This window comes from Cycloclasticus sp., from assembly GCA_040743155.1.
GTDB lineage: Bacteria > Pseudomonadota > Gammaproteobacteria > Methylococcales > Cycloclasticaceae > Cycloclasticus.
In genome coordinates, this window is sequence record JBFLJU010000001.1 from 949,440 (window position 1) to 970,026 (window position 20,587).

The following is a 20,587-nucleotide window of genomic DNA, read 5'->3' on the forward strand; positions in this document are numbered from 1 at the left end:
CACAATTGTGATAAAAAAAATCAGAACAATATTCATTAGCGCGTGCTTACTCTTTGTCCTTTTAGGTTCCAGTGCTTTATTTGCTGCGGAGCCTTTTATTATTAAAGATATTCGAGTTAATGGTTTGCAGCGAATCACAGCAGGTGCCGTGTTCAATGCGTTAACTGTTAAAGTAGGTGATGGCTTTGATGATGACCTCTCTGGTGATGTTATTCGAGAATTATTTCAAATGGGTTTTTTCAGTGATGTTAGCGTAGAGCAAAGTGAAGAAACGCTCATTATTAATGTCAAAGAACGCCCAGCGATCACAAGCATTGAACTAGAAGGCAATGAGGACATTGAAACAGATAAGCTGTTAGAAGCGTTCGGTGATGTTGGTATGACCGTAGGCCGTGTGTTTAATCCATTAGTGCTCGATAAAGTCAAAAATGAGCTGTTACAGCAATACTATAACAATGGTAAATATTCAGCTGAAGTAGATAGCAAAATAACAACACTAGAACGTAACCGTGTGGCTATTTTGATTAGTGTTGTTGAAGGCTCTGCCGCGAGCATTAAAAAAATTAATATCGTTGGTAATAAATCATTTTCAGATGAAGAGATACTTAAAGAATTCGAGCTAACAGGGCCTACTTTAATTACTTTTTATACCAACAGCGACCAATACTCAAAACAAAAACTGTCGGCGGATCTTGAACGTGTTAATTCATTTTATCAAGATCGTGGCTACATCAACTTCAAAGTAGAGTCGACGCAGGTTTCAATTAGTCCAGATAAAAACGGTATATTCATTACAATCAACGTGAATGAAGGTAAAGTTCATACCGTTAGTGAAGTTAAATTAGCGGGCGAGTTAATTGTTAGCCCGGATAAATTGATTCCGTATGTCATTGTGCAACCAAGCGATGTATTTTCAAGAAAAAAAGCAACTCAAACGTCTGAATACATTACGACTGTGTTGGGCCACGCCGGTTACTCTTTTGCCAATGTCAATATGATTCCAGAAATTGACAAAGAAACCTCGACAGTAAAGGTGACTTTCTTTGTTGATCCTGGGAAGCGTGTTTATGTTCGCCGTGTGATCATGGAAGGTAACACTAAGACCCGTGACGAAGTGTTGAGAAGAGAAATTAGACAAATGGAAGCAGCGTCTATTTCAACGAATGCGGTAGAGCATTCAAAGTCCCGTTTATCTCGCTTAGGACATTTTGATGAAGTTGATGTCGAAACATTACCCGTTTCGGGAACGAGTGACCAAGTAGACGTTAAATATACTGTTAAAGAAAAGTCTTCAGGCAATATTTTAGCTGGGGCTGGGTTTTCTCAGTCACAAGGGCTTGTGCTAAACGCGAGCATTAGTCAGAACAACTTTCTTGGAACCGGCAAAAGGATGAGTGCCAGTTTTAATAATAGTGCTGTCAATACCATTTATAGCTTGGGTTACACAAATCCTTATTACACCATTGATGGTGTAAGCCGTGGCTATAACATCAGTTATAGAACGACCGATGCTGATGAGGCAAATACCTCAAGCTATACAACAGAATCATTCAATATGGGCGTAAACTTTGGCTTACCCTTAAATGAAAGCGATAAAGTCGGTTTAGGTATGGATTTGGAATTCACAAGTCTTGATATAGATGAGAATTTGTTTTTTGGTGAAATAAATAACTTTATTGCTGAAAATGGCAGCTCATACACGAACCTTAAGGCAACGGCTGTATGGGGTACAGATACTAGAAACCGTGCAATTTTCGCAACACGTGGAGGATCTAAAAGATTGTCAGGTGTTATTACCGTGCCAGGGTCTGACCTTGAGTTTTATAAAATCTCATATAATCAAAAACAATACTTCCCTATTAGTAGCCATACAACACTTTATTTGAATGGTGATTTTGGCTATGGAGATTCGTATGGAGATGCTGAAAGTCTTCCATTTTTTGAAAATTACTACGCTGGCGGAAAGGGCTCTGTTAGAGGTTTTAATGATAATACATTGGGTCCAAGAGATGTTTTTGACGACCCTATCGGTGGTAGTGTTAAATTAGTGGGTAATGCTGAGTTCATATTCCCAGTTCCATTTATGCCAGAAAGTAAAACGGTTAGGTTGAGCACATTTGTTGATGCTGGTAATGTTTATGATGATGAGATAGACCTTGGTGAATTGCGCTACTCGGTTGGACTATCTGCAAAATGGCTATCACCGTTCGGTGCATTATCATTTAGTTTAGCGATGCCGATAAACGATGGTGATGATGATGAAGTTCAAACATTCCAATTCTCTTTTGGCTCTGGAATTTAAATACAATATAAACGTAAAATCGTAGGAGATAACATTGAAATTTTTAAACCAAACCCTAATAGCTTGCATATTAACGGTTGTATTATTAGGTACCGCACAGGCTGCAGATATTAAAGTAGGTTTTGTAAACGTCGCTAGAATCTTAGAGAAAGCACCGCAAGCTGAAGAAGCTAAGGTCGCTTTGGAAAAAGAATTTTCTCCAAGAAACAAACGCTTATTAGCGAGTCAAAAAGAAATTAAGAAACTAGACGAAAAGTTAGCTCGTGACGCGAAACTAATGAGTGAAGCAGAAGCCCGCCGCTTACAACGTGATGTGCTTGAAAAGAAACGTGCACTTAAACGTGACCAAGAAGAGTTTAGAGAAGACTTCAATTTAAGACGTAACGAGGAATTAGCAAAGTTACAACGATTGGTTTTTGAAGCTATCAAAGGGCTTTCTGAAGCTGAAAAGTACGACTTAGTTCTTCATGATGGTGTCGTCTATACCAGTAGTGCTGTTGACATAACGAATAAGGTTCAAAGTCGCTTATCGGCTACTAAATAAAAAATTAAGGGCGCTATTGTTTTATGATTTCTTTAAAAGAGTTAGCAATAGCTATTGATGCAGATTTAAAAGGTGACCCAGCACACGAAGTGAGCAGTTGTGCCACGCTCGGATTAGCTAAATCTAACCAGCTTTCTTTTATATACAATAAAAAATACAACTCCGCTCTGAATGATACCAAAGCAGGAGTTGTTATTTTATCTGAGGAGTTTCTGGGTGATTACACGGGTAATGCGCTAGTCGTTAAAAACCCTTATTTATCTTATGCCAAAGCAGCAACCTTAATTTATCAAGAACCTATTAAAGCTGGGAATATTCATTCTTCTGTTGTTATTGGTAAAGAGGTATCAATAGCGGATGACTGTGTCTTGGCTGCTAATGTTGTTATTGGTGATAACGTAACTATAGGCGATGCATGTCATATCGGACCGGGCTGTGTTATTGCAAGCAATGTTGTTATCGGTAAAAACCTTAACTTAGTTGCCAATGTGACATTAAGTGACAGCACCAAAGTTGGAGACAATGTCACGATACACCCTAGTACGGTTATTGGTTGTGATGGTTTTGGTTATGCACCTTATGGTCATCAACAAGGTTGGTGTAAAATTCCTCAACTAGGGCATGTTGTTATCGGGAATGATGTTGAAATTGGTTCCAATACGACAATTGACTGTGGTGCTTTAGATAATACTGTCATTGGTAATGGGGTTAAAATCGATAATCAAGTTCAAATTGCGCACAACGTAGAAATTGGTGATCATACGGCTATAGCTGCTTGCACAGGTATAGCGGGTAGTACAAAAATTGGTAAGCACTGCACGTTTGCTGGCGGCGTTGGTTTAGTCGGTCATATTTCCATTACCGATGGTGTTCATATCACCGGTATGACAATGGTTACTCACTCGATTAAAACAGCGGGTGTTTATTCATCGGGCACACCGTTCCAAACAAATAGCGATTGGCTAAAGAACGCAGTTCGCTTTAAGCAGCTTGATAAGTTAGCAAAAAAAATCAACAGATTATTAAAATTACAAAAGGAAAATTAATGTCGCATGATGATGTAAGAAAAGTTATGGAGTTCTTGCCACACCGATACCCTTTTTTAATGATAGATAAGGTGGTTGAATATGAAGCTGGGGAAAGGTTGCTAGCGGTAAAAAATGTGTCTTACAATGAGCCTCATTTTACGGGGCATTTTCCGCACAACCCTATTATGCCCGGTGTGCTAATTATTGAAGCCTTGGCGCAAGCGACAGGGCTTTTGTCTATGAAAACATTGACTGACCGAGGTGAAGATTTCGGCGAGTATTATTTGGTCCGTATCGATAATGCTAGATTTAAACAATCAGTTGTTCCTGGTGATCAATTGATGCTTGAAGCTATATATAAAAAAAATAGACGGAATATTTGGTCTTTTTCAACGACTGCGTCAGTCGATGGGAAGGTTGTAGTATCAGCCGATATCATGTGTGCTTCAAAGGAATCGACTAAGTGATTCATCAAACAGTTATTATTGCCCCTTCATCACAGGTTGATGAAAATGTTGAGATTGGCCCTTATACGGTCATTGGAGCTAACGTTTCTATCGGTTCAGGAAGTATTATTGGCCCCCACGTCACAATTAATGGCACGACAACGATTGGCAAGAACAATCGTATTTATCAATTTTCATCGATTGGTGAAGACCCACAAGATAAAAAATATGCTGGTGAAAAGTCATTTTTAGAAATCGGTGACAACAATGAAATACGTGAATTCACAACGATTCATAGAGGAACGACGCAAGATAAAAATATAACTATTATCGGTAGCAATAACCTTTTGATGGCTTATAGCCACGTTGCGCATGACTGCATAATTAAGAATGATGTCATTCTTGCAAATGCGGCTTCACTGGGCGGTCATGTACACATTGGTAATAATGTTATTTTAGGCGGGTTTTCAATTGTTCATCAGTTTTGCCACTTAGGCGACCATTGCTTCTCAGCGATGGGTAGCGCGATCACTAAAGATGTTCCTCCATTTGTCATGGTTGGCGGCCGCCCCACTAAACCCCATGGCATTAACTCAGTAGGTCTCGACAGACGAGGCTTCTCTCAAGATGAGATCTTACAAATTAAACGTGCTTATAAAGTGCTTTATAAATCAGGGCTAAAATTATCTGAGGCTATAAGCAAGCTAGCTGAAGTCGCTAAAGAACAACCAGAACTAAAAGCGATGGTTGATTTCCTAGAAAACTCAAGCCGTAGTATTTTGCGATAAACCGCGTTACAAACGTTTTAGTGCGTTTGTGTGAGTCGTTACACCCATATCCGATAGTATTTAAATTATGCCTACTGTAAGTGAGAAGCCGTTGAAAATTATGATGGTTGCTGGTGAGCATTCTGGCGACATACTCGGTGCCGGTTTAATTAAACGCCTAAAAGATTATTACCCGAATGCGGTATTTCTAGGCATTGGCGGTCAACGTATGCTCGCGGAAGGCTTTCAATCTTACTACCCGATGTCAAAATTATCTGTTTTTGGCTTGTTTGAAGTGATTAAACATTTGCCTGAACTCTTGGGTATAAGGAAAAAACTACGTAAAACAATTTTGCAGGAACAACCAGATGTGTTTATTGGTATTGATGCACCAGACTTTAATTTAAAGCTTGAACGTGATCTGTATCAACATGGTATTAAAACAGTTCACTATGTCAGTCCAACTGTCTGGGCTTGGAGGCCTAAAAGAATCAAGAAATTAATTGGTTCGTTGAACGCCTTGTTGTGTATCTTTCCATTTGAAGAAGATTATTTTGAAAAGACCGCTGTTCCGGCATATTTTATCGGGCACCCGTTAGCGGATGAGTACGCAGAACAATTAGAAATATTGCCCGCCAGAAAAGAATTGGACGTTGACAGTGGATGCGTGGTTTTAACTATTATGCCGGGTAGCCGTGTTGGCGAGCTTGAACGGCATAGTCTGATATTTCTCGAAGCAGCAAAGAGATGCTCAGATACTATTGTTGGGTTGAAAATCTTAGTGCCATTGCCAGACCAAGTAGCTGTAAATTTATTCAAAAATATTTATGAGCAGTCTGGTTTACAGCTGGATTTGCAGATTCAAGTTGACGCAACTAAACAGATGATAGCCGCTTCTAATTTAGTGTTAGTGGCGTCTGGAACGGCGACACTTGAAGTCATGCTATTAGAAAAACCGATGGTAGTCGCATATAAACCATCTGCATTAACATCCTGGGTGTTTAAGAAATTCAATTTACTCAAAGCTCCTTTTATCTCAATGCCAAACTTAATTGCAGGTAAGCTCTTAGTGAAAGAATTTCTTCATGAAGAGGTAACAGCAGAATTGTTAGCAGAAGAGTTATTACGGATTTATCAGGGTAAAGACGTCGCACAATTAATGGTCAATGATTTTAATAAAATGAAGGAAAAGTTGACTTGCGATGCTGATGCGCAAGCCGCCAATATTGTTTCACGCGTTATCAGTGGTGAGATTTCATCTTGAGTAAAATAGTTGTTGGATTGGATGAGGTTGGGCGTGGTTGTATTGCAGGCCCCGTGGTCGCTGCTGCAGTAATATTGGACAATAGTCGCCCGATTAGGGGCTTAATGGACTCCAAAAAACTAACGAAAAAAAGGCGGGATGAACTCGCCATAAAAATTTTCGAAGGCGCTAAAGACTGGTCAATAGGTCGTGCAGAAGTATCCGAAATTGATGATATAAATATTCTGCAGGCGAGTTTATTGGCGATGAAACGCGCGTTTGATGGGCTCGACGTAGCGGCTGATTTTGCCCAAGTAGACGGCACATTTTACCCTGACATTAATTTACCTGGTGAGTGTATAAAAGGAGGGGATAATCTAATTGCCGAGATTTCTGCCGCGTCTATTATCGCTAAGGTTTATCGAGATGCGCATATGGCAGTTCTGGACGTTCTTAATCCAGGTTATGGCTTGATTAAGCACATGGGGTATCCGACTCCGGCACATAAAGAACAACTTGCAGATAAAGGTGTTCGACCCATTTATCGCCGCTCGTTTTCTCCAGTTAGGCGTTTATTACCATGAGTGAAGCAGTGCAGTTTATCCACCTACGTAACCACACTGAGTATTCGTTAGTCGATGGCATTATGCGTGTTAAGCCACTCATTAAACGCGCTACTGAGCTTTCAATGCCGGCTATCGCTGTTACTGATCAATCCAATTTATTTGCAGCCGTTAAATTTTATCGTGCGGCCATCAGTTCAGGTGTTAAACCGATCATCGGTGCCGATGTGTTGATTAGGGATACTGCGAGTCAAAAGAAGCCCTATATCGTCACGTTGCTAGCACTAAATAAGCAAGGCTATTTGGGCTTGTGTGAATTAATTTCAGAGAGTTATCTTAGTGGGCAAGATAAGGGGGTTCCCTACCTAACGAGCCAAAAAGTTCAGGATAAAAATGAAGGGCTGATTGCATTATCGGGTTGTTTAGATGGGCTTTTTTCCACCCAGCTTGAGTCAAACGATATGGAGTCGGTTGACAAGAGTGTTAGTGCTTGGATGCGGGCGTTTGCTGATCGTTTTTATGTCGAACTTCAACGGCTTGGGCGAGTAGGTGAAGAACGTTTAAACACTCAATTACTTGAATTAGCTACTCGGCATCAAGCACCTATTGTCGCAACCAATGGTTCATGTTTTTTAAAACAAGAAGAATTTGACGCACATGAAGCGCGTGTTTGTATCAATCAAGGACGTGTTCTATCGGATACGCGGCGAGTTAAGACGCATACTGAACAACAGTATTTGAAGAGTCAGGAAGAAATGCTAGAGCTGTTTTCTGATTTGCCCGAAGCCATCGAAAATACTGTTGAAATAGCAAAACGATGCAATGTGGAACTGGTTTTAGGAAAGAGTTTCTTACCTAATTTTCCCATTACCGAAGGCATGACAATCGATGAGTATTTTGCTGATTTGTCGCAAAAAGGTTTGGATAAGCGGATAGAAGAAACGTCTCATCGGATAAGCTTTGATGACCAAAAACGTGCCGAATATCAAGCAAGGCTGAAGCGTGAGCTGGATGTGATTTGCCAAATGGGTTTTCCGGGCTACTTTCTAATTGTTGCCGATTTTATCCAATGGGCAAAAGACAATGGCGTTCCCGTTGGCCCTGGTCGTGGTTCGGGTGCGGGGTCAATTGTCGCTTATGCGTTAAGAATTACCGATTTAGACCCGTTAGAGTTTGACCTGTTATTTGAACGTTTTCTTAACCCAGAACGTGTGTCGATGCCTGATTTTGATGTCGATTTTTGTATGGATGGTCGAGATAGGGTCATAGATTATGTTGGCGAAAAATATGGCCGAGATAAAGTATCACAAATTATTACCTATGGCAGTATGGCGGCGAAGGCGGTTATTCGTGATGTAGGGCGTGTGTTGGGTCACCCGTATGGTTTTGTTGATAGGTTGGCCAAGGCTATTCCATTTGAAATTGGTATGACATTGAGTAAGGCGCTTGATGAGAGCCCCGATCTATTGGCTGCCTACCAAGAAGAGGACGAGGTTAGGGAGTTAATTGACTTAGCTTTAATGCTAGAAGGTATTGCTAGAAACGCCGGTAAGCACGCCGGTGGTGTGGTGATATCGCCTAGTAAACTCACTGACTTTTCAGCACTCTATTGTGAAGAAGGTGGGGCAAACCTTGTAACGCAATTTGATAAAGACGATATTGAAGCAGTTGGTCTGGTTAAGTTCGATTTTTTAGGTCTTAGAACGTTAACCATTATAGATTGGGCGCTACAAAATATTAATAAAAGGCTAGAAGCGAAGGGTGAGCAGGCGGTCAATATCGACCTGTTACCGCGTGATGATGAGAAGACCTACGAACTGTTAAAGAACTATGCAACGACGGCGGTTTTCCAACTTGAATCTAGAGGGATGAAGGACTTGATTCGTCGTTTAAGACCCGATTCATTTGAAGATATCATTGCCTTAGTTGCACTGTTTAGACCGGGCCCACTGCAATCGGGCATGGTGGATGATTACATTAACGTAAAACATGGTCGGAAAAAAGCAGAGTACGCGCATCCCACACTAATCCCCATATTAGAACCTACCAACGGCGTTATTTTATACCAAGAACAAGTGATGCAAATCGCACAAGACCTTGCTGGTTATAGCCTTGGTACCGCCGACTTATTGCGCCGAGCAATGGGTAAGAAAAAGCCAGAAGAAATGGCGAAGCAACGAGAAATGTTTACCACGGGTGCGATTGCAAACAAGGTCGAAGAAAGTGTTGCGACATATATCTTTGATTTAATGGAAAAGTTTGCCGGTTATGGCTTTAATAAATCGCATTCGGCTGCGTACGCCCTAATTGCCTATCAAACGGCGTGGTTAAAAGCCCATTACCCTTCCGAATTTATGGCGGCTGTTTTATCTTCGGATATGGATAACACCGATAAAGTCGTTCTGTTTATTGATGAGTGTCGAGATATGGGGTTGGAGATTCTTCCGCCAGATGTTAATCAATCGGCTTATCGTTTTACAACAAATGATGAAGGTCAAATTATTTATGGCTTAGGTGCTATTAAAGGGGTTGGCGAGGCGGCCATTGAATCTATTATCGAGCAACGGGATTCGGCTGGGGAGTACTCAAGCCATGAGGACCTTGCTAGGCGTATCGATTTAAGAAAAGCTAATCGGCGTGTTCAAGAAGCACTAATCAAGTCAGGCGCTGCTGATTGTTTTGATGCTAATCGTGCAAAGTTAATGCATGAATTGCCGAATGTTTTGAAAGTCGCAGAGCAACACGATAAGAGCGTTATAGCAGGTCAAGACGACCTGTTTGGTTTGAGTTTGGTTGAAGCCTCTCAGCAACATAATGAAATAACGATTGAGCCATGGACAGAGCATCAACGTCTAAAAGAAGAAAAATTGATTCTGGGGCTGTACTTAACAGGTCACCCTTTTGACTCAGTTCGTGAAGAAATGCTATCGATTGTATCTGGCAAGTTATCAATACTGCACGATATGGAGCTTAATTCTCCCGGTGCCGGTGGCGGGCAGTATCGAAGAGCGAAAGGTAAGCCGGTGACAGTGGCGGGTTTAGTGCTTGATGTCAGAACGCGTCCAACAAAAAGTGGCGCTAAAATAGCGACAGTTATTTTAGATGATGGCAGTGCGCGAATGGAGGCGGTTGCCTATACCGAGGTGTTTGAACAGCACTCAGAGCAGTTGATAACCGAGCAAATAGTGATCATAGTTGGGTCAATTTCATTTGATGATTTTGCAGGGCAAAATAGGATTAGTATTGAATCCGTTATGACAGTCGAGCAAGCTCGCGAACGGTTTTTAAAAGACCTGTTAATTGAATTGGGTGGCGATACGTTAACGCAAGAAAATCAAATTAATCAACTACATACATTGTTGGGAGCTTATCGAGGCGGTGACTGCCCAGTAAAAATAAAATTAAAATTATCGGGCGTTTCGTTGGCATTAAATCTGCCTGATAATTGGCGTGTTTCGCCTAAAGACGAACTTTTGCAAGGCTTAAAGGGCCTTTTACCTGAACAGCAGCGCTTTATTCGCTATTGAATACTGCTGGCTGATTTGCTCGACTCAAGATAAAATAGACCCATGAACTTAGATTATTTAGATTTTGAACAACCGATTGTTGAACTCGAGGAAAAGCTGGAAGAGCTTCGCCGTGTTGGAACAGATAACGAAATTGATATTAAAAAAGAGATCGACCGCTTACAGGAAAAAAGCCTTTCTCTAACAGAATCTATCTTTGCAAAATTGAGTGATTGGCAAATTTCCAAATTGTCCCGTCACCCCAAACGCCCTTACTCACTGGATTATATCGATGGTGTTGTTGATGGCTTTATTGAGCTACATGGTGACAGGCACTATGCCGATGATTCTGCTATTGTTGGCGGAATGGCCAGACTTGATGGCCTCCCTGTGATGGTTATTGGTCATCAGAAGGGGCGTGATACAAAGGAAAAGCTGAAACGGAACTTTGGTATGCCAAGACCAGAGGGTTATAGAAAAGCTCTGCGCTTGATGCACATGGCAGAACGTTTTAACTTGCCTATTATTACATTCATCGATACACCAGGTGCATACCCAGGTGTTGGTGCAGAAGAGCGAGGGCAAAGCGAGGCAATTGCCAAAAATCTTTTCGAGATGTCCAAACTTAAAACACCTATCATCAGCATCGTCATTGGTGAAGGCGGCTCTGGAGGTGCGCTTGCTTTAGGCGTGTGTGACAAATTGTTTTTATTAAAGTACAGCACATACTCAGTCATCTCACCGGAAGGTTGTGCGTCCATTTTATGGAAGAGTGCAGAGAAAGCATCTCAAGCAGCAGAAGCGATGGCGATTACCTCAAGTAAATTACTGGCTAACGGTTTGATTGATGGCGTTATTGAAGAACCATTAGGTGGTGCGCATAGAGATTTGGCTTTCATGAAAAGCCAGATCAAAAGTCTCTTACTGAAAGAAGTGGATGAGCTTAATATGAAGTCAATCGATGAGCTGTTATCAGAGCGTTATCAGCGCTTGATGAGTTACGGAAAATTCACAGAATCTTAATCGTTTCATCACCGGCTTCCTCTGGGTGACAGTCGTTGGTTTATCAACAGGGCGTAGAGATTGAACGATTTAATTAACTGTGTTGAGCAACGTATAGCCTCAATTACAGATATTAAGCGGATTGTTATCGCATATAGTGGTGGTGTTGACTCTCATGTTTTGCTCCATGTCTGTGCTCAGTTACAGAAAAATCTAAACCACCTCGCATTCAAAGCCGTGTACATTGATCATGGCTTACATGAAGATTCTTCGCGTTGGTCTGAACACTGTGAAAAAGTAGCGATTGACCTAGGTGTTGATTTCACTTCGCAGCAGGTTGATGCAAGAAATAATAACGGGGAGGGTCCTGAGCAAGCCGCTCGACGCGCAAGATATGCCGCGCTTTCAACCTTGGTTGATGAAAATACCGTGCTACTAACAGCTCAGCATCAAGATGATCAGGCTGAAACACTGATGCTTCAATTGCTCAGGGGTTCAGGGGTTAATGGTTTGGCGAGTATGCCGACACTGGCTCGGTTTGATGCAGGGTTTATCTCTAGGCCATTATTGGAGTTTTCTAAAAAAGATATTCTAGAATACGCAGATGAAAAGGGTTTGAGTTGGGTTGAGGATTCAAGTAATCAGAATGAGTCCTACGATAGAAATTTTTTGCGGCAACAAGTTATTCCACTAATAAGAAAAAGGTGGCCAGCTTTTTCTAAAACAACATCAAGAACTGCGTCTCACTGTGCAGAGGCGTCTTCAATCTTAGCTGATGTTGGCTCCTCTTTTTTATTAGAAACAGGTGATGGCGAACTCTATATTAAGCCGATATTGGATCAAAAAGAAGAAATTCAGAGACTCGTTATACGTCAATGGCTTAGAGCACGAGGCGTACTTTTTCCTTCAGAAAAAGTCTTGTTACAAATTCTAATGATGCTAAGCGCTAAGGTCGATAAAACCCCCCTTGTTGAGTGGTCAGGTCAACAGGTTAGGTTGTTTGATGGGCGTCTGTTTTTTACCCATCAACAGGGTGAATCAACATTTTCACCTATTGAATGGCGCTCTGAGAGAATTAAATTACCTAATACTTTGGGCGAGATCTGTTTAATACCCATTGTTGGAGAGGGGATAGCCCAAAAGCTATGGAATTCATCTGAGGTATCAATACGGTGTCGTCAGGGCGGGGAAACTATAAAATTAGCGGCAAGATTGGGCAGTAAGAAATTAAAAAAACTCCTTAATGAAGAAAAAATCCTGCCATGGGTTAGGCATTCAATTCCATTGATCTATCTTAATAATGAGCTAGCTGCCGTGGCTGATCTTTGGCTAGATGAAAGATTTTTAGCGAGTGAGAATGAACTCGGCTATGTGCTTGATTGGCAACACCCGAAATTACAGCTTAGGTAACTCCTAAGTTTTAAGTTTTATGCTGGGCGGGGGCTTTCTTATTATCTGATTCGCGTATAATGTGCAACATTCATATTTTTGACTCATAGGTTTGTATGGCTAAGTTTATATTTATAACCGGCGGTGTGGTGTCGTCTCTTGGTAAGGGAATTTGCGCATCATCATTAGCAACTATTCTTGAAGCGCGTGGTTTGAAAATAACCATGACGAAACTAGACCCTTATATCAACGTTGATCCTGGAACAATGAGTCCATTTCAACACGGTGAAGTGTATGTGACAGATGACGGTGCCGAAACGGATTTAGATTTAGGTCATTATGAGCGTTTCAGCAATAGTGTTATGTCTAAAGCGAACAATTTCACGACCGGCCAAATTTATGAAACTGTCATAAAAAAAGAGAGGCGTGGCGACTACTTAGGTGGAACAGTTCAAGTTATTCCTCACATTACTGACGAGATAAAAAGCAGTATTATCAAGAGTTCTGAAGGTGTTGATGTTGCATTAATTGAAGTTGGCGGCACAGTTGGTGATATTGAGTCGTTACCTTTTCTAGAGGCCATTCGTCAAATGCGTGTCGAATTTGGTGATGATCGATGCCTGTTTATTCATCTAACGCTTGTTCCTTATATTGCCTCGGCAAAAGAAATTAAAACCAAGCCGACACAGCACTCAGTTAAAGAGTTAAGAACGATTGGTATTCAGCCTGATATTTTAATTTGTCGTTCAGAGCGCCCAATTCCCGCCTCAGACCGCAAGAAAATTGCATTATTTACCAATGTGGAAGAAAAAGCGGTGATTACCGCTTTGGACGCCGACAGTATTTATCGAATTCCTATGATGTTACATGATCAAGGCCTTGATCAAATCGTAGCAAAGAAGTTGCATTTAGATACCGTTCCAGCAGACTTGTCCGACTGGCAGGACGTTGTGGACGGGTTGTTTGCGCCGACTGAAACCGTCAAAATAGCCTTGGTTGGTAAGTATGTAGACCACGCGGATGCCTATAAATCGCTGACAGAAGCGTTAATCCATGCGGGTATTCACACTAAAACACAGGTCGAGGTCGTAAAAGTTGACTCGGAAGAAATTGAAGAGAACGGCACGGGGGTTTTAAATAACGTTGACGCCATTCTTGTACCCGGCGGATTCGGTGAAAGAGGAGTCGATGGAAAAATTTCGGCAATACGTTTCGCTCGTGAAAACGATGTGCCATATTTAGGTATTTGCCTCGGTATGCAGTCAGCAGTGATTGAGTATGCAAGAAACAAAATGAGCCTTGAAGGAGCGAATAGCACCGAATTTATGCCGGATTCGCCTTATCCCGTAATTGGTTTAATTACAGAATGGTTAACCGAAGAAGGCCAAGTTGAAACACGTGATGAGAGTTCAGACTTGGGTGGCACCATGCGTTTAGGTAGTCAAAAATGTCAACTTGTTCCGGGGTCGTTGGCTCATCAAGTATATGGAAAGGATGTTATTACTGAACGTCATAGACATCGCTATGAATTTAACAATACCTTTTTGGAACAATTTGAATCTGAGGGCTTGAAAATATCGGGCAAATCAATGGATGGTCGATTAGTCGAAATAGTTGAAATTCCTGAGCATAGGTGGTTCCTAGCATGTCAATTTCATCCGGAATTCACCTCTAAACCCAGAACGGGGCATCCTTTATTCAGTGGTTTTGTTTTAGCGGCCATTGATTACTCTTCATCGGTTGAAAAGGCGGAATAAACATGCATTTATGTGGATTTGAAGTAGGAATAGATCAACCCTTTTTTTTAATTGCGGGTACCTGTGTCGTTGAAAGTGAACAAATGACAATTGATACGGCGGGCACTTTAAAAGAAATAACAGATGAACTAGGTATTCCTTTTATTTATAAATCGTCTTTTGATAAGGCGAATCGCTCTTCCATTGATGGCTTTAGAGGGCCGGGTATTGAGGAAGGCTTACGGGTGCTACAAGCTGTAAAAGATCAATTGGGGCTGCCGGTTATTACGGATGTTCATGAGGATACACCAATGGATGAAGTTGCATCCGTTGTTGATGTATTGCAAACGCCGGCTTTTTTGTGCCGTCAAACAAATTATATTACGCGCGTTGCGGCAACTGGCTTACCGATCAATATCAAAAAAGGGCAATTTCTAGCTCCTTGGGATATGAAACACGTGGTCGATAAAGCGCGATCGACTGGTAACCAAAACATTATGGTTTGTGAAAGAGGGGCGTCTTTTGGCTACAATAATTTAGTCTCTGATATGCGTTCATTGGCGGTTATGCGTGAAACAAATGCACCGGTAGTGTTCGACGCAACGCATTCTGTTCAACTGCCGGGCGGTCAAGGTAGTTCGTCGGGAGGTCAACGTGAGTTTGTGCCAACGTTAGCGCGAGCAGCAATGGCAGCGGGTGTTTCTGGTGTGTTTATGGAAACTCACCCTGACCCCGAGAAGGCATTGAGTGATGGGCCTAATTCAGTACCTTTAGACAAAATGAAAGAACTTCTCAGCATCATGAAAACAATTGACGACGCAGTTAAACAAACTGGGTTTATCGAAAATACATTTTAAGACAATATACTTGAGGACGTTATGGCACAGATAGTTGATATAAAGGCGCGTGAGATTTTAGATTCACGTGGTAACCCAACATTACAAGCAGATGTAACCTTAGCATCAGGCGTTATTGGTAGTGCGATGGTGCCATCAGGCGCGTCGACAGGTGAACGTGAAGCAATTGAACTACGTGATGGCGATAAAAGTCGTTATGGCGGAAAGGGTGTGTTGAAAGCAGTCGGCCACGTTAATGGTGAACTTAAAGATGCGTTGATAGGCATGGATGCTAGTGATCAAGAGGCCATTGATAAAGCTATGATTGAGCTTGATGGTACGCATAATAAAGCTCGACTCGGCGCGAATGCAACGTTAGGCATATCACTAGCGGCCGCACATGCCGCTGCTAATGAAGGCGGTTTACCATTGTATCGCTACCTTGGGGACACTGATTTTGTATTGCCCGTGCCGATGATGAATATCATTAACGGTGGCTCGCACGCAGATAACAGCGTAGACCTACAAGAATTTATGATTTTGCCGGTTGGCGCACCTAATTTCAGTGAAGCGATGCGTTATGGGACTGAAGTATTTCACGCGTTGAAATCAGTACTGTTGGCTAAAGGGCTTAGTACATCAGTTGGTGACGAAGGTGGTTTTGCACCGGATCTATCATCGAATGTAGAAGCGATTGAAGTGATTCTGCAAGCGATTGAACAAGTCGGTTTGACAGTAGGTGATGATGTGTCACTTGGGCTTGATGCAGCAAGTTCAGAGTTTTATAACAAGGGTGAGTACTTCCTAAAATCTGAGAATAAGCGCTTTAACTCACAGCAGATGACAGACTTTTTTGCTGACTGGGTAAACCAATACCCTATCATTTCAATTGAAGATGGCTTGGATGAAAATGATTGGGACGGTTGGGCATACATGACTGAAAAATTGGGTCACAAAGTTCAATTAGTTGGAGATGATCTATTCGTTACGAACCCTGAGATATTCAAACAAGGTATCGATAAAAATATCGCCAACTCGATTTTAATTAAAGTGAACCAAATTGGCACACTGACTGAGACGTTAGCCGCTATTAAAATGGCACATGAAAATGGATATACCTCAGTTGTTTCCCATCGTTCGGGTGAGACTGAAGATACCACGATTGCAGATTTAGCTGTTGCAACGTGTTCAGGTCAAATTAAAACGGGCTCGCTTTGTCGTTCTGATCGTGTCGCCAAATACAATCGCTTGCTGCGCATTGAAGAAGATTTAGGTGCGAATGCGATCTATGCTGGCAAAAAGGCGTTTAAATACCTAAGCTAGTTTGAAAGTTCTACTGGCCATACTTATTGTTCTCTTCGGTTATCTACAGTACAAACTTTGGATTGCCGAAGGGAAAATTCAAGATTCGTGGCAATTAGAACAAAGAATAATATCACTTAGGGCTGAAAATAAAACACTAACTCAGCGCAATAATGCCTTACAAGCCGAAGTAGTCAACCTGAAAAGTGGGCACGATGTTATTGAAGAAAAGGCACGTAGTGAGTTAGGGCTTATTGGCAAGGACGAGACCTTTTTTCAATATATCGAGCCCGATAATGCAAAGTAATGGTGAGAAAATTTGGTGCGTAGTGCCTGCTGCAGGAATTGGCACTAGGATGCAAAGCAGTGTTCCTAAACAGTACTTGAAACTAGGGCGCGCCACCATTTTGGATACCACACTTGAGCGGCTTTTATCATGTGAGGCAATCGAGAATATTGTTGTGTGTGTTCAACACGGTGATCCGTATTGGAAAGAAAGCATGTTCGCTACACATTCTCAAATCACCGTGGTAATCGGTGGCGAAGAGAGGTCGGATACTGTTTTGAATGGCATACAAGCCATTAAACAACAAGCGAGTTCAAATGATTGGGTGTTGGTTCACGATGCCGCTAGACCTTGTGTAAGGCGTAGTGATATCGATTTACTGACCAGCGCAGCACTGGCTAATCAATTAGGCGCGATTCTAGCGTCGCCGATTCATGACACCATCAAGAAAGTTTCTAATAGCTTATCTGAAGAAACGCTTGACCGATCAACGCTTTGGCGTGCGTTGACACCACAGCTGTTCAAACTCAATGAGCTTGAGCAGGCGCTAATATCAGCCAAGCAAGAAAATAAAGTGGTGACGGATGAGGCTAGTGCTATTGAGCAATTCAACAAGCCGGTTCAAATTATTAAAGGTCACTCAGATAATATAAAAGTAACCTCACCAGCTGATTTAAATTTAGCTATGTATTACTTAGAACAACAGGATAAAGAGCAATGCGTATAGGTCATGGTTATGATGCACATCAGTTTGAAGCGGGAAAGCCGCTTGTTTTAGCTGGGGTTAAAATACCATACGAATTTGGTTTGTTGGCACATTCAGATGGGGATGTTGCACTTCACGCTTTGTGTGATGCGCTACTAGGCGCGATAGCTAAAGGTGATATTGGACAACACTTTCCTGATACCAAAGATGATTATGCCAATATAGACAGTCGTATTTTATTGCGGCATGTGTATGGTTTAGTTGAAAGCGAGGGCTTTCAAGTGGGTAATATAGATCTAACCATCATTGCGCAAGCACCTAAACTAGCTCAATACCTAAATAAAATGGCCGGATGTATTGCTGATGATTTGAAAGCGGATCCATCGCAAATAAATATTAAGGCGACAACCACCGAAGGCATGGGCTTTGCTGGTCGAAAAGAAGGCATAGAAACACATGCTGTTGTTTTGCTGATTTCTAGGAAGTCAATTTAGATGGGTTTTGAAACGCACGTTGATGACTTACCGTATGCGCACGGTGGTCCAATCGGTACCGGTTTACTAAGAGAACAAAATGAATACTTTAAGGTTAATGAATCATTAACCTTTGAACCTTCTGGCGATGGCGAGCACGTATTTTTATACATACAAAAAACGGCTCTAAATACTGAAGACATTGTAAAAAGGCTCGCGATACACGCAGAGCTGCCAAGGCGTTCGGTTTCTTATGCTGGAATGAAAGATAGACATGGAGTTACTAAACAATGGTTTAGTGTGCACCTGCCCGGCAAGGAGGGCCCCGATTGGTACTTGTTAGAAGACGAGTCATTAAAAATAGAGCATGTGACGCGCCATTTAAAAAAGTTAAAACGGGGTACGATAAAATTCAATCAGTTCAATATTGTCGTTTCACAACTGAATGCCGATAAAGAACAACTGGCTGATCGATCAGAGCAAATTAAGACATTCGGGGTGCCAAACTATTTTATGGATCAGCGGTTTGGGTATTTATGCCAAAACATAGACCGAGTTTATAATTTGTTTTCCAAAGGTGAAGCGATTAAGAACAAGAAAATGAAAAGTTTACTCTTATCATCTGCGAGGTCTTTTTTGTTTAATAAAGTGCTTGCTGAGCGTGCTGCTGATAAAAACTGGGACTTAGCAGTGGAGGGTGATGCTTTTATGCTTAATGGAACGCGTCAATTTTTTAAGGAAGATAATATCTCAAACGAGATAAATAAACGCTTATCAGCACATGATATTCACCCTACTGGGCCACTATTTGGACAGGGGGAGGGTGCCGTTGCAAGCGCGGTTTACGAGCTTGAAAATAATGTTTTTAAAGAGAATTCAATATTTTGCGATGGGTTGATCAAGGAACGTGTGGACTTTTCTCGTCGCTCTTTAAGGGTCGTGCCCGATGATTTTAAATTAGACTGGCTAGCAAGTGATAAACTCCAGCTGTCATTTAAATTGCGGAGTGGTAGCTATGCAACGGCGGTTGTACGTGAATTACTAACGATAAAAAACCGCTTTAATTAGGGAAAGTTAATGGATTTAGAGCAGATCGTAGGCCTTGGCCTATTACAAGGATTGACTGAGTTTCTACCTATTTCAAGCTCTGCGCATTTAATATTACTGCCGCTCCTTTTAGGCTGGGAAGATCAAGGGCTGGCTTTCGACATTGCGGTGCATGTCGGGACTTTAATCGCGGTGGTTAGCTACTTTCGAAAAGACCTGCGCAAATTAATTGTTGGCTGGTTTGCCTCTATTGTTAGCCAACAACAGACACAGGATAGTCGTTTAGCGTGGATGGTTATCATCGGCACAATTCCCGTTGGTTTGGTCGGGCTGTTTGCGGGAGATTTAATAGAGATTTATTTAAGGTCTCCGATCATTATTGCGGTATCAACTCTCGTATTTGCCTTATTGCTTTGGTGGTCTGATGTGAAAGGGCCACGTTCTAAAGATGAATATGCAATCACTATTAGGGCTGCGGTTATTATTGGCTTGTATCAGGTTTTAGCCCTTATTCCAGGCACCTCTCGCTCAGGTATAACGATGACAGCAGGTCTTATTTTGGGCTTAACACGCGAAGCAGCGGCAAGGTTTTCATTTCTTCTGTCGGTACCGCTAATTTTCTTGGCTGGAAGTTTAAAGTCGTTGGAATTAATGAATAGCTCTATCGCGATTGATTGGTTTTCTATATGTGCGGGTGTGGTTATTTCAGCCTTAAGTGCTTTTGCCTGTATTTCACTTTTTTTACGCATGCTTGAGAAAATTGGGATGCTACCTTTCGTGATATATCGCTTATTTTTAGGGGCTTTTTTACTGTATTTATACGCTGTTTAAAGGTTCTTTCTTAACAAGACGTACAGTGCGCCGGTTCCTCCGTCACGTGCTTGAGCAGATGAAAAAGCAAGCACCGAAGGCTCGTTCTTCAAGAGGTTGAAAACTAAGTTTTTCAGAACGGGGCGACTATTTAAAGAGCCCATGCCTTTACCATGAACGATAAGGAGGCAGCGGTGCTGTTGAGAAACTTGTTCGGTTAAGAACTCGTACAGAAGCTCTTGAGCTTCTTGTTTATTTAAACCATGTAAGTCAATTTTCTCATCAATTCCAAAAGCGCCGCGTTTTAATCTTTTTATCGTTTTATGTTGAACGCCATCTCGTGAAAAGAATAGACTGTCATCTGCTTGGATGTTGTCAATCTCTTGAAAAAAAGCCTCATGTTGCGTTTCCTTTAAATGAAAAACCTTTTTTATGGGCTTAGGCTTTGGTTTATTTTCGAAAGAATATTGCTTATCGCTTGTAAGAGGTTTTGTATCGCCCACAAACTCCCGAAATAATTGAGAATCTTGATCTGAACCTAGGTGTTTGTTTTTATCTTCAGGCATAATAAGAGTTTAGCAAATTTGAATCATTAGTATTT

Annotated in this window: 19 protein-coding genes; 18 read left to right on the forward strand and 1 reads right to left on the reverse strand. The window is 41.6% G+C overall.

Going from position 1 to position 20,587, the window contains the following annotated elements; translation table 11 throughout:
• Positions 1-7: 7 nt before the first annotated feature.
• The 18 genes from bamA (at position 8) to AB1Y31_04680 (ending at position 20,007) form a co-directional block, all read left to right on the forward strand.
• A complete protein-coding gene (bamA, locus tag AB1Y31_04595; protein ID MEW4982444.1) occupies positions 8-2,302 on the forward strand; it encodes an outer membrane protein assembly factor BamA in 2,295 nt (764 codons plus the stop codon).
• Positions 2,303-2,336: 34 nt separating this feature from the next.
• Entirely contained in the window at positions 2,337-2,846 is a 510-nt protein-coding gene (locus AB1Y31_04600; GenBank protein ID MEW4982445.1) for an OmpH family outer membrane protein, read from the forward strand.
• A 23-nt stretch (positions 2,847-2,869) separates the two neighbouring features.
• On the forward strand, positions 2,870-3,892 hold the full coding sequence (lpxD, locus tag AB1Y31_04605) for a UDP-3-O-(3-hydroxymyristoyl)glucosamine N-acyltransferase (GenBank protein ID MEW4982446.1): 1,023 nt from the start codon (positions 2,870-2,872) through the stop codon (positions 3,890-3,892).
• Positions 3,892-4,341 carry a 3-hydroxyacyl-ACP dehydratase FabZ gene (gene fabZ / locus AB1Y31_04610; protein MEW4982447.1) on the forward strand — a complete coding sequence of 150 codons (450 nt, stop codon included), beginning with the start codon at positions 3,892-3,894 and terminating at the stop codon, positions 4,339-4,341. The genes lpxD and fabZ overlap by 1 nt, the downstream gene beginning before the upstream one ends.
• Positions 4,338-5,108: an acyl-ACP--UDP-N-acetylglucosamine O-acyltransferase gene (gene lpxA / locus AB1Y31_04615; GenBank protein MEW4982448.1), complete on the forward strand. Its 771-nt coding sequence runs from the start codon at positions 4,338-4,340 to the stop codon at positions 5,106-5,108. Before fabZ ends, lpxA begins: the two co-directional genes overlap by 4 nt.
• A gap of 67 nt (positions 5,109-5,175) precedes the next feature.
• The gene (gene lpxB / locus AB1Y31_04620; protein ID MEW4982449.1) at positions 5,176-6,351 is read left to right on the forward strand and encodes a lipid-A-disaccharide synthase; all 1,176 of its coding nucleotides are present in this window, start codon (positions 5,176-5,178) and stop codon (positions 6,349-6,351) included.
• Positions 6,348-6,914: a ribonuclease HII gene (locus tag AB1Y31_04625; GenBank protein MEW4982450.1), complete on the forward strand. Its 567-nt coding sequence runs from the start codon at positions 6,348-6,350 to the stop codon at positions 6,912-6,914. Before lpxB ends, AB1Y31_04625 begins: the two co-directional genes overlap by 4 nt.
• Positions 6,911-10,420: a DNA polymerase III subunit alpha gene (dnaE, locus tag AB1Y31_04630; protein ID MEW4982451.1), complete on the forward strand. Its 3,510-nt coding sequence runs from the start codon at positions 6,911-6,913 to the stop codon at positions 10,418-10,420. The genes AB1Y31_04625 and dnaE overlap by 4 nt, the downstream gene beginning before the upstream one ends.
• 42 nt (positions 10,421-10,462) lie before the next feature.
• Positions 10,463-11,422, forward strand: coding sequence for an acetyl-CoA carboxylase carboxyl transferase subunit alpha (accA, locus tag AB1Y31_04635; protein ID MEW4982452.1), 960 nt, complete (start codon positions 10,463-10,465; stop codon positions 11,420-11,422).
• 60 nt (positions 11,423-11,482) lie between these two features.
• On the forward strand, positions 11,483-12,811 hold the full coding sequence (gene tilS / locus AB1Y31_04640; GenBank protein ID MEW4982453.1) for a tRNA lysidine(34) synthetase TilS: 1,329 nt from the start codon (positions 11,483-11,485) through the stop codon (positions 12,809-12,811).
• Positions 12,812-12,906: 95 nt separating this feature from the next.
• On the forward strand, positions 12,907-14,547 hold the full coding sequence (locus AB1Y31_04645) for a CTP synthase (protein MEW4982454.1): 1,641 nt from the start codon (positions 12,907-12,909) through the stop codon (positions 14,545-14,547).
• Between the two features lie 2 nt (positions 14,548-14,549).
• Positions 14,550-15,383: a 3-deoxy-8-phosphooctulonate synthase gene (gene kdsA, locus AB1Y31_04650; protein MEW4982455.1), complete on the forward strand. Its 834-nt coding sequence runs from the start codon at positions 14,550-14,552 to the stop codon at positions 15,381-15,383.
• A gap of 21 nt (positions 15,384-15,404) precedes the next feature.
• Entirely contained in the window at positions 15,405-16,685 is a 1,281-nt protein-coding gene (gene eno, locus AB1Y31_04655; protein ID MEW4982456.1) for a phosphopyruvate hydratase, read from the forward strand.
• A 1-nt stretch (position 16,686) separates the two neighbouring features.
• Positions 16,687-16,971 carry a septum formation initiator family protein gene (locus AB1Y31_04660; protein ID MEW4982457.1) on the forward strand — a complete coding sequence of 95 codons (285 nt, stop codon included), beginning with the start codon at positions 16,687-16,689 and terminating at the stop codon, positions 16,969-16,971.
• Positions 16,961-17,677: a 2-C-methyl-D-erythritol 4-phosphate cytidylyltransferase gene (gene ispD / locus AB1Y31_04665; GenBank protein MEW4982458.1), complete on the forward strand. Its 717-nt coding sequence runs from the start codon at positions 16,961-16,963 to the stop codon at positions 17,675-17,677. The genes AB1Y31_04660 and ispD overlap by 11 nt, the downstream gene beginning before the upstream one ends.
• On the forward strand, positions 17,668-18,150 hold the full coding sequence (gene ispF / locus AB1Y31_04670; GenBank protein ID MEW4982459.1) for a 2-C-methyl-D-erythritol 2,4-cyclodiphosphate synthase: 483 nt from the start codon (positions 17,668-17,670) through the stop codon (positions 18,148-18,150). Before ispD ends, ispF begins: the two co-directional genes overlap by 10 nt.
• Positions 18,151-19,197 carry a tRNA pseudouridine(13) synthase TruD gene (locus tag AB1Y31_04675; GenBank protein ID MEW4982460.1) on the forward strand — a complete coding sequence of 349 codons (1,047 nt, stop codon included), beginning with the start codon at positions 18,151-18,153 and terminating at the stop codon, positions 19,195-19,197.
• 9 nt (positions 19,198-19,206) lie between these two features.
• Positions 19,207-20,007 (forward strand): undecaprenyl-diphosphate phosphatase, encoded by an 801-nt coding sequence (locus AB1Y31_04680; GenBank protein MEW4982461.1) that lies wholly within the window; start codon positions 19,207-19,209, stop codon positions 20,005-20,007.
• On the opposite strand, the gene AB1Y31_04685 is transcribed toward AB1Y31_04680, so the two are convergent.
• Positions 20,004-20,552 (reverse strand): Smr/MutS family protein, encoded by a 549-nt coding sequence (locus AB1Y31_04685; GenBank protein MEW4982462.1) that lies wholly within the window; start codon positions 20,550-20,552, stop codon positions 20,004-20,006. The two genes, AB1Y31_04680 and AB1Y31_04685, sit on opposite strands and share 4 nt — an antisense overlap.
• Between the last annotated feature and the right edge of the window lie 35 nt (positions 20,553-20,587).

What these genes read in the sequence shown, in the direction of transcription:
- kdsA (MEW4982455.1), top strand. Translation starts at nt 14,550, where the DNA reads ATGCATTTATGTGGATTTGAAGTAGGAATAGATCAACCCTTTTTTTTA.
- lpxB (MEW4982449.1), top strand. Translation starts at nt 5,176, where the DNA reads ATGCCTACTGTAAGTGAGAAGCCGTTGAAAATTATGATGGTTGCTGGT.
- fabZ (MEW4982447.1), top strand. Translation starts at nt 3,892, where the DNA reads ATGTCGCATGATGATGTAAGAAAAGTTATGGAGTTCTTGCCACACCGA.
- accA (MEW4982452.1), top strand. Translation starts at nt 10,463, where the DNA reads ATGAACTTAGATTATTTAGATTTTGAACAACCGATTGTTGAACTCGAG.
- AB1Y31_04675 (MEW4982460.1), top strand. Translation starts at nt 18,151, where the DNA reads ATGGGTTTTGAAACGCACGTTGATGACTTACCGTATGCGCACGGTGGT.
- ispD (MEW4982458.1), top strand. Translation starts at nt 16,961, where the DNA reads ATGCAAAGTAATGGTGAGAAAATTTGGTGCGTAGTGCCTGCTGCAGGA.
- AB1Y31_04685 (MEW4982462.1), bottom strand. Translation starts at nt 20,552, where the DNA reads ATGCCTGAAGATAAAAACAAACACCTAGGTTCAGATCAAGATTCTCAA.
- lpxD (MEW4982446.1), top strand. Translation starts at nt 2,870, where the DNA reads ATGATTTCTTTAAAAGAGTTAGCAATAGCTATTGATGCAGATTTAAAA.
- dnaE (MEW4982451.1), top strand. Translation starts at nt 6,911, where the DNA reads ATGAGTGAAGCAGTGCAGTTTATCCACCTACGTAACCACACTGAGTAT.
- eno (MEW4982456.1), top strand. Translation starts at nt 15,405, where the DNA reads ATGGCACAGATAGTTGATATAAAGGCGCGTGAGATTTTAGATTCACGT.
- AB1Y31_04645 (MEW4982454.1), top strand. Translation starts at nt 12,907, where the DNA reads ATGGCTAAGTTTATATTTATAACCGGCGGTGTGGTGTCGTCTCTTGGT.
- ispF (MEW4982459.1), top strand. Translation starts at nt 17,668, where the DNA reads ATGCGTATAGGTCATGGTTATGATGCACATCAGTTTGAAGCGGGAAAG.
- AB1Y31_04680 (MEW4982461.1), top strand. Translation starts at nt 19,207, where the DNA reads ATGGATTTAGAGCAGATCGTAGGCCTTGGCCTATTACAAGGATTGACT.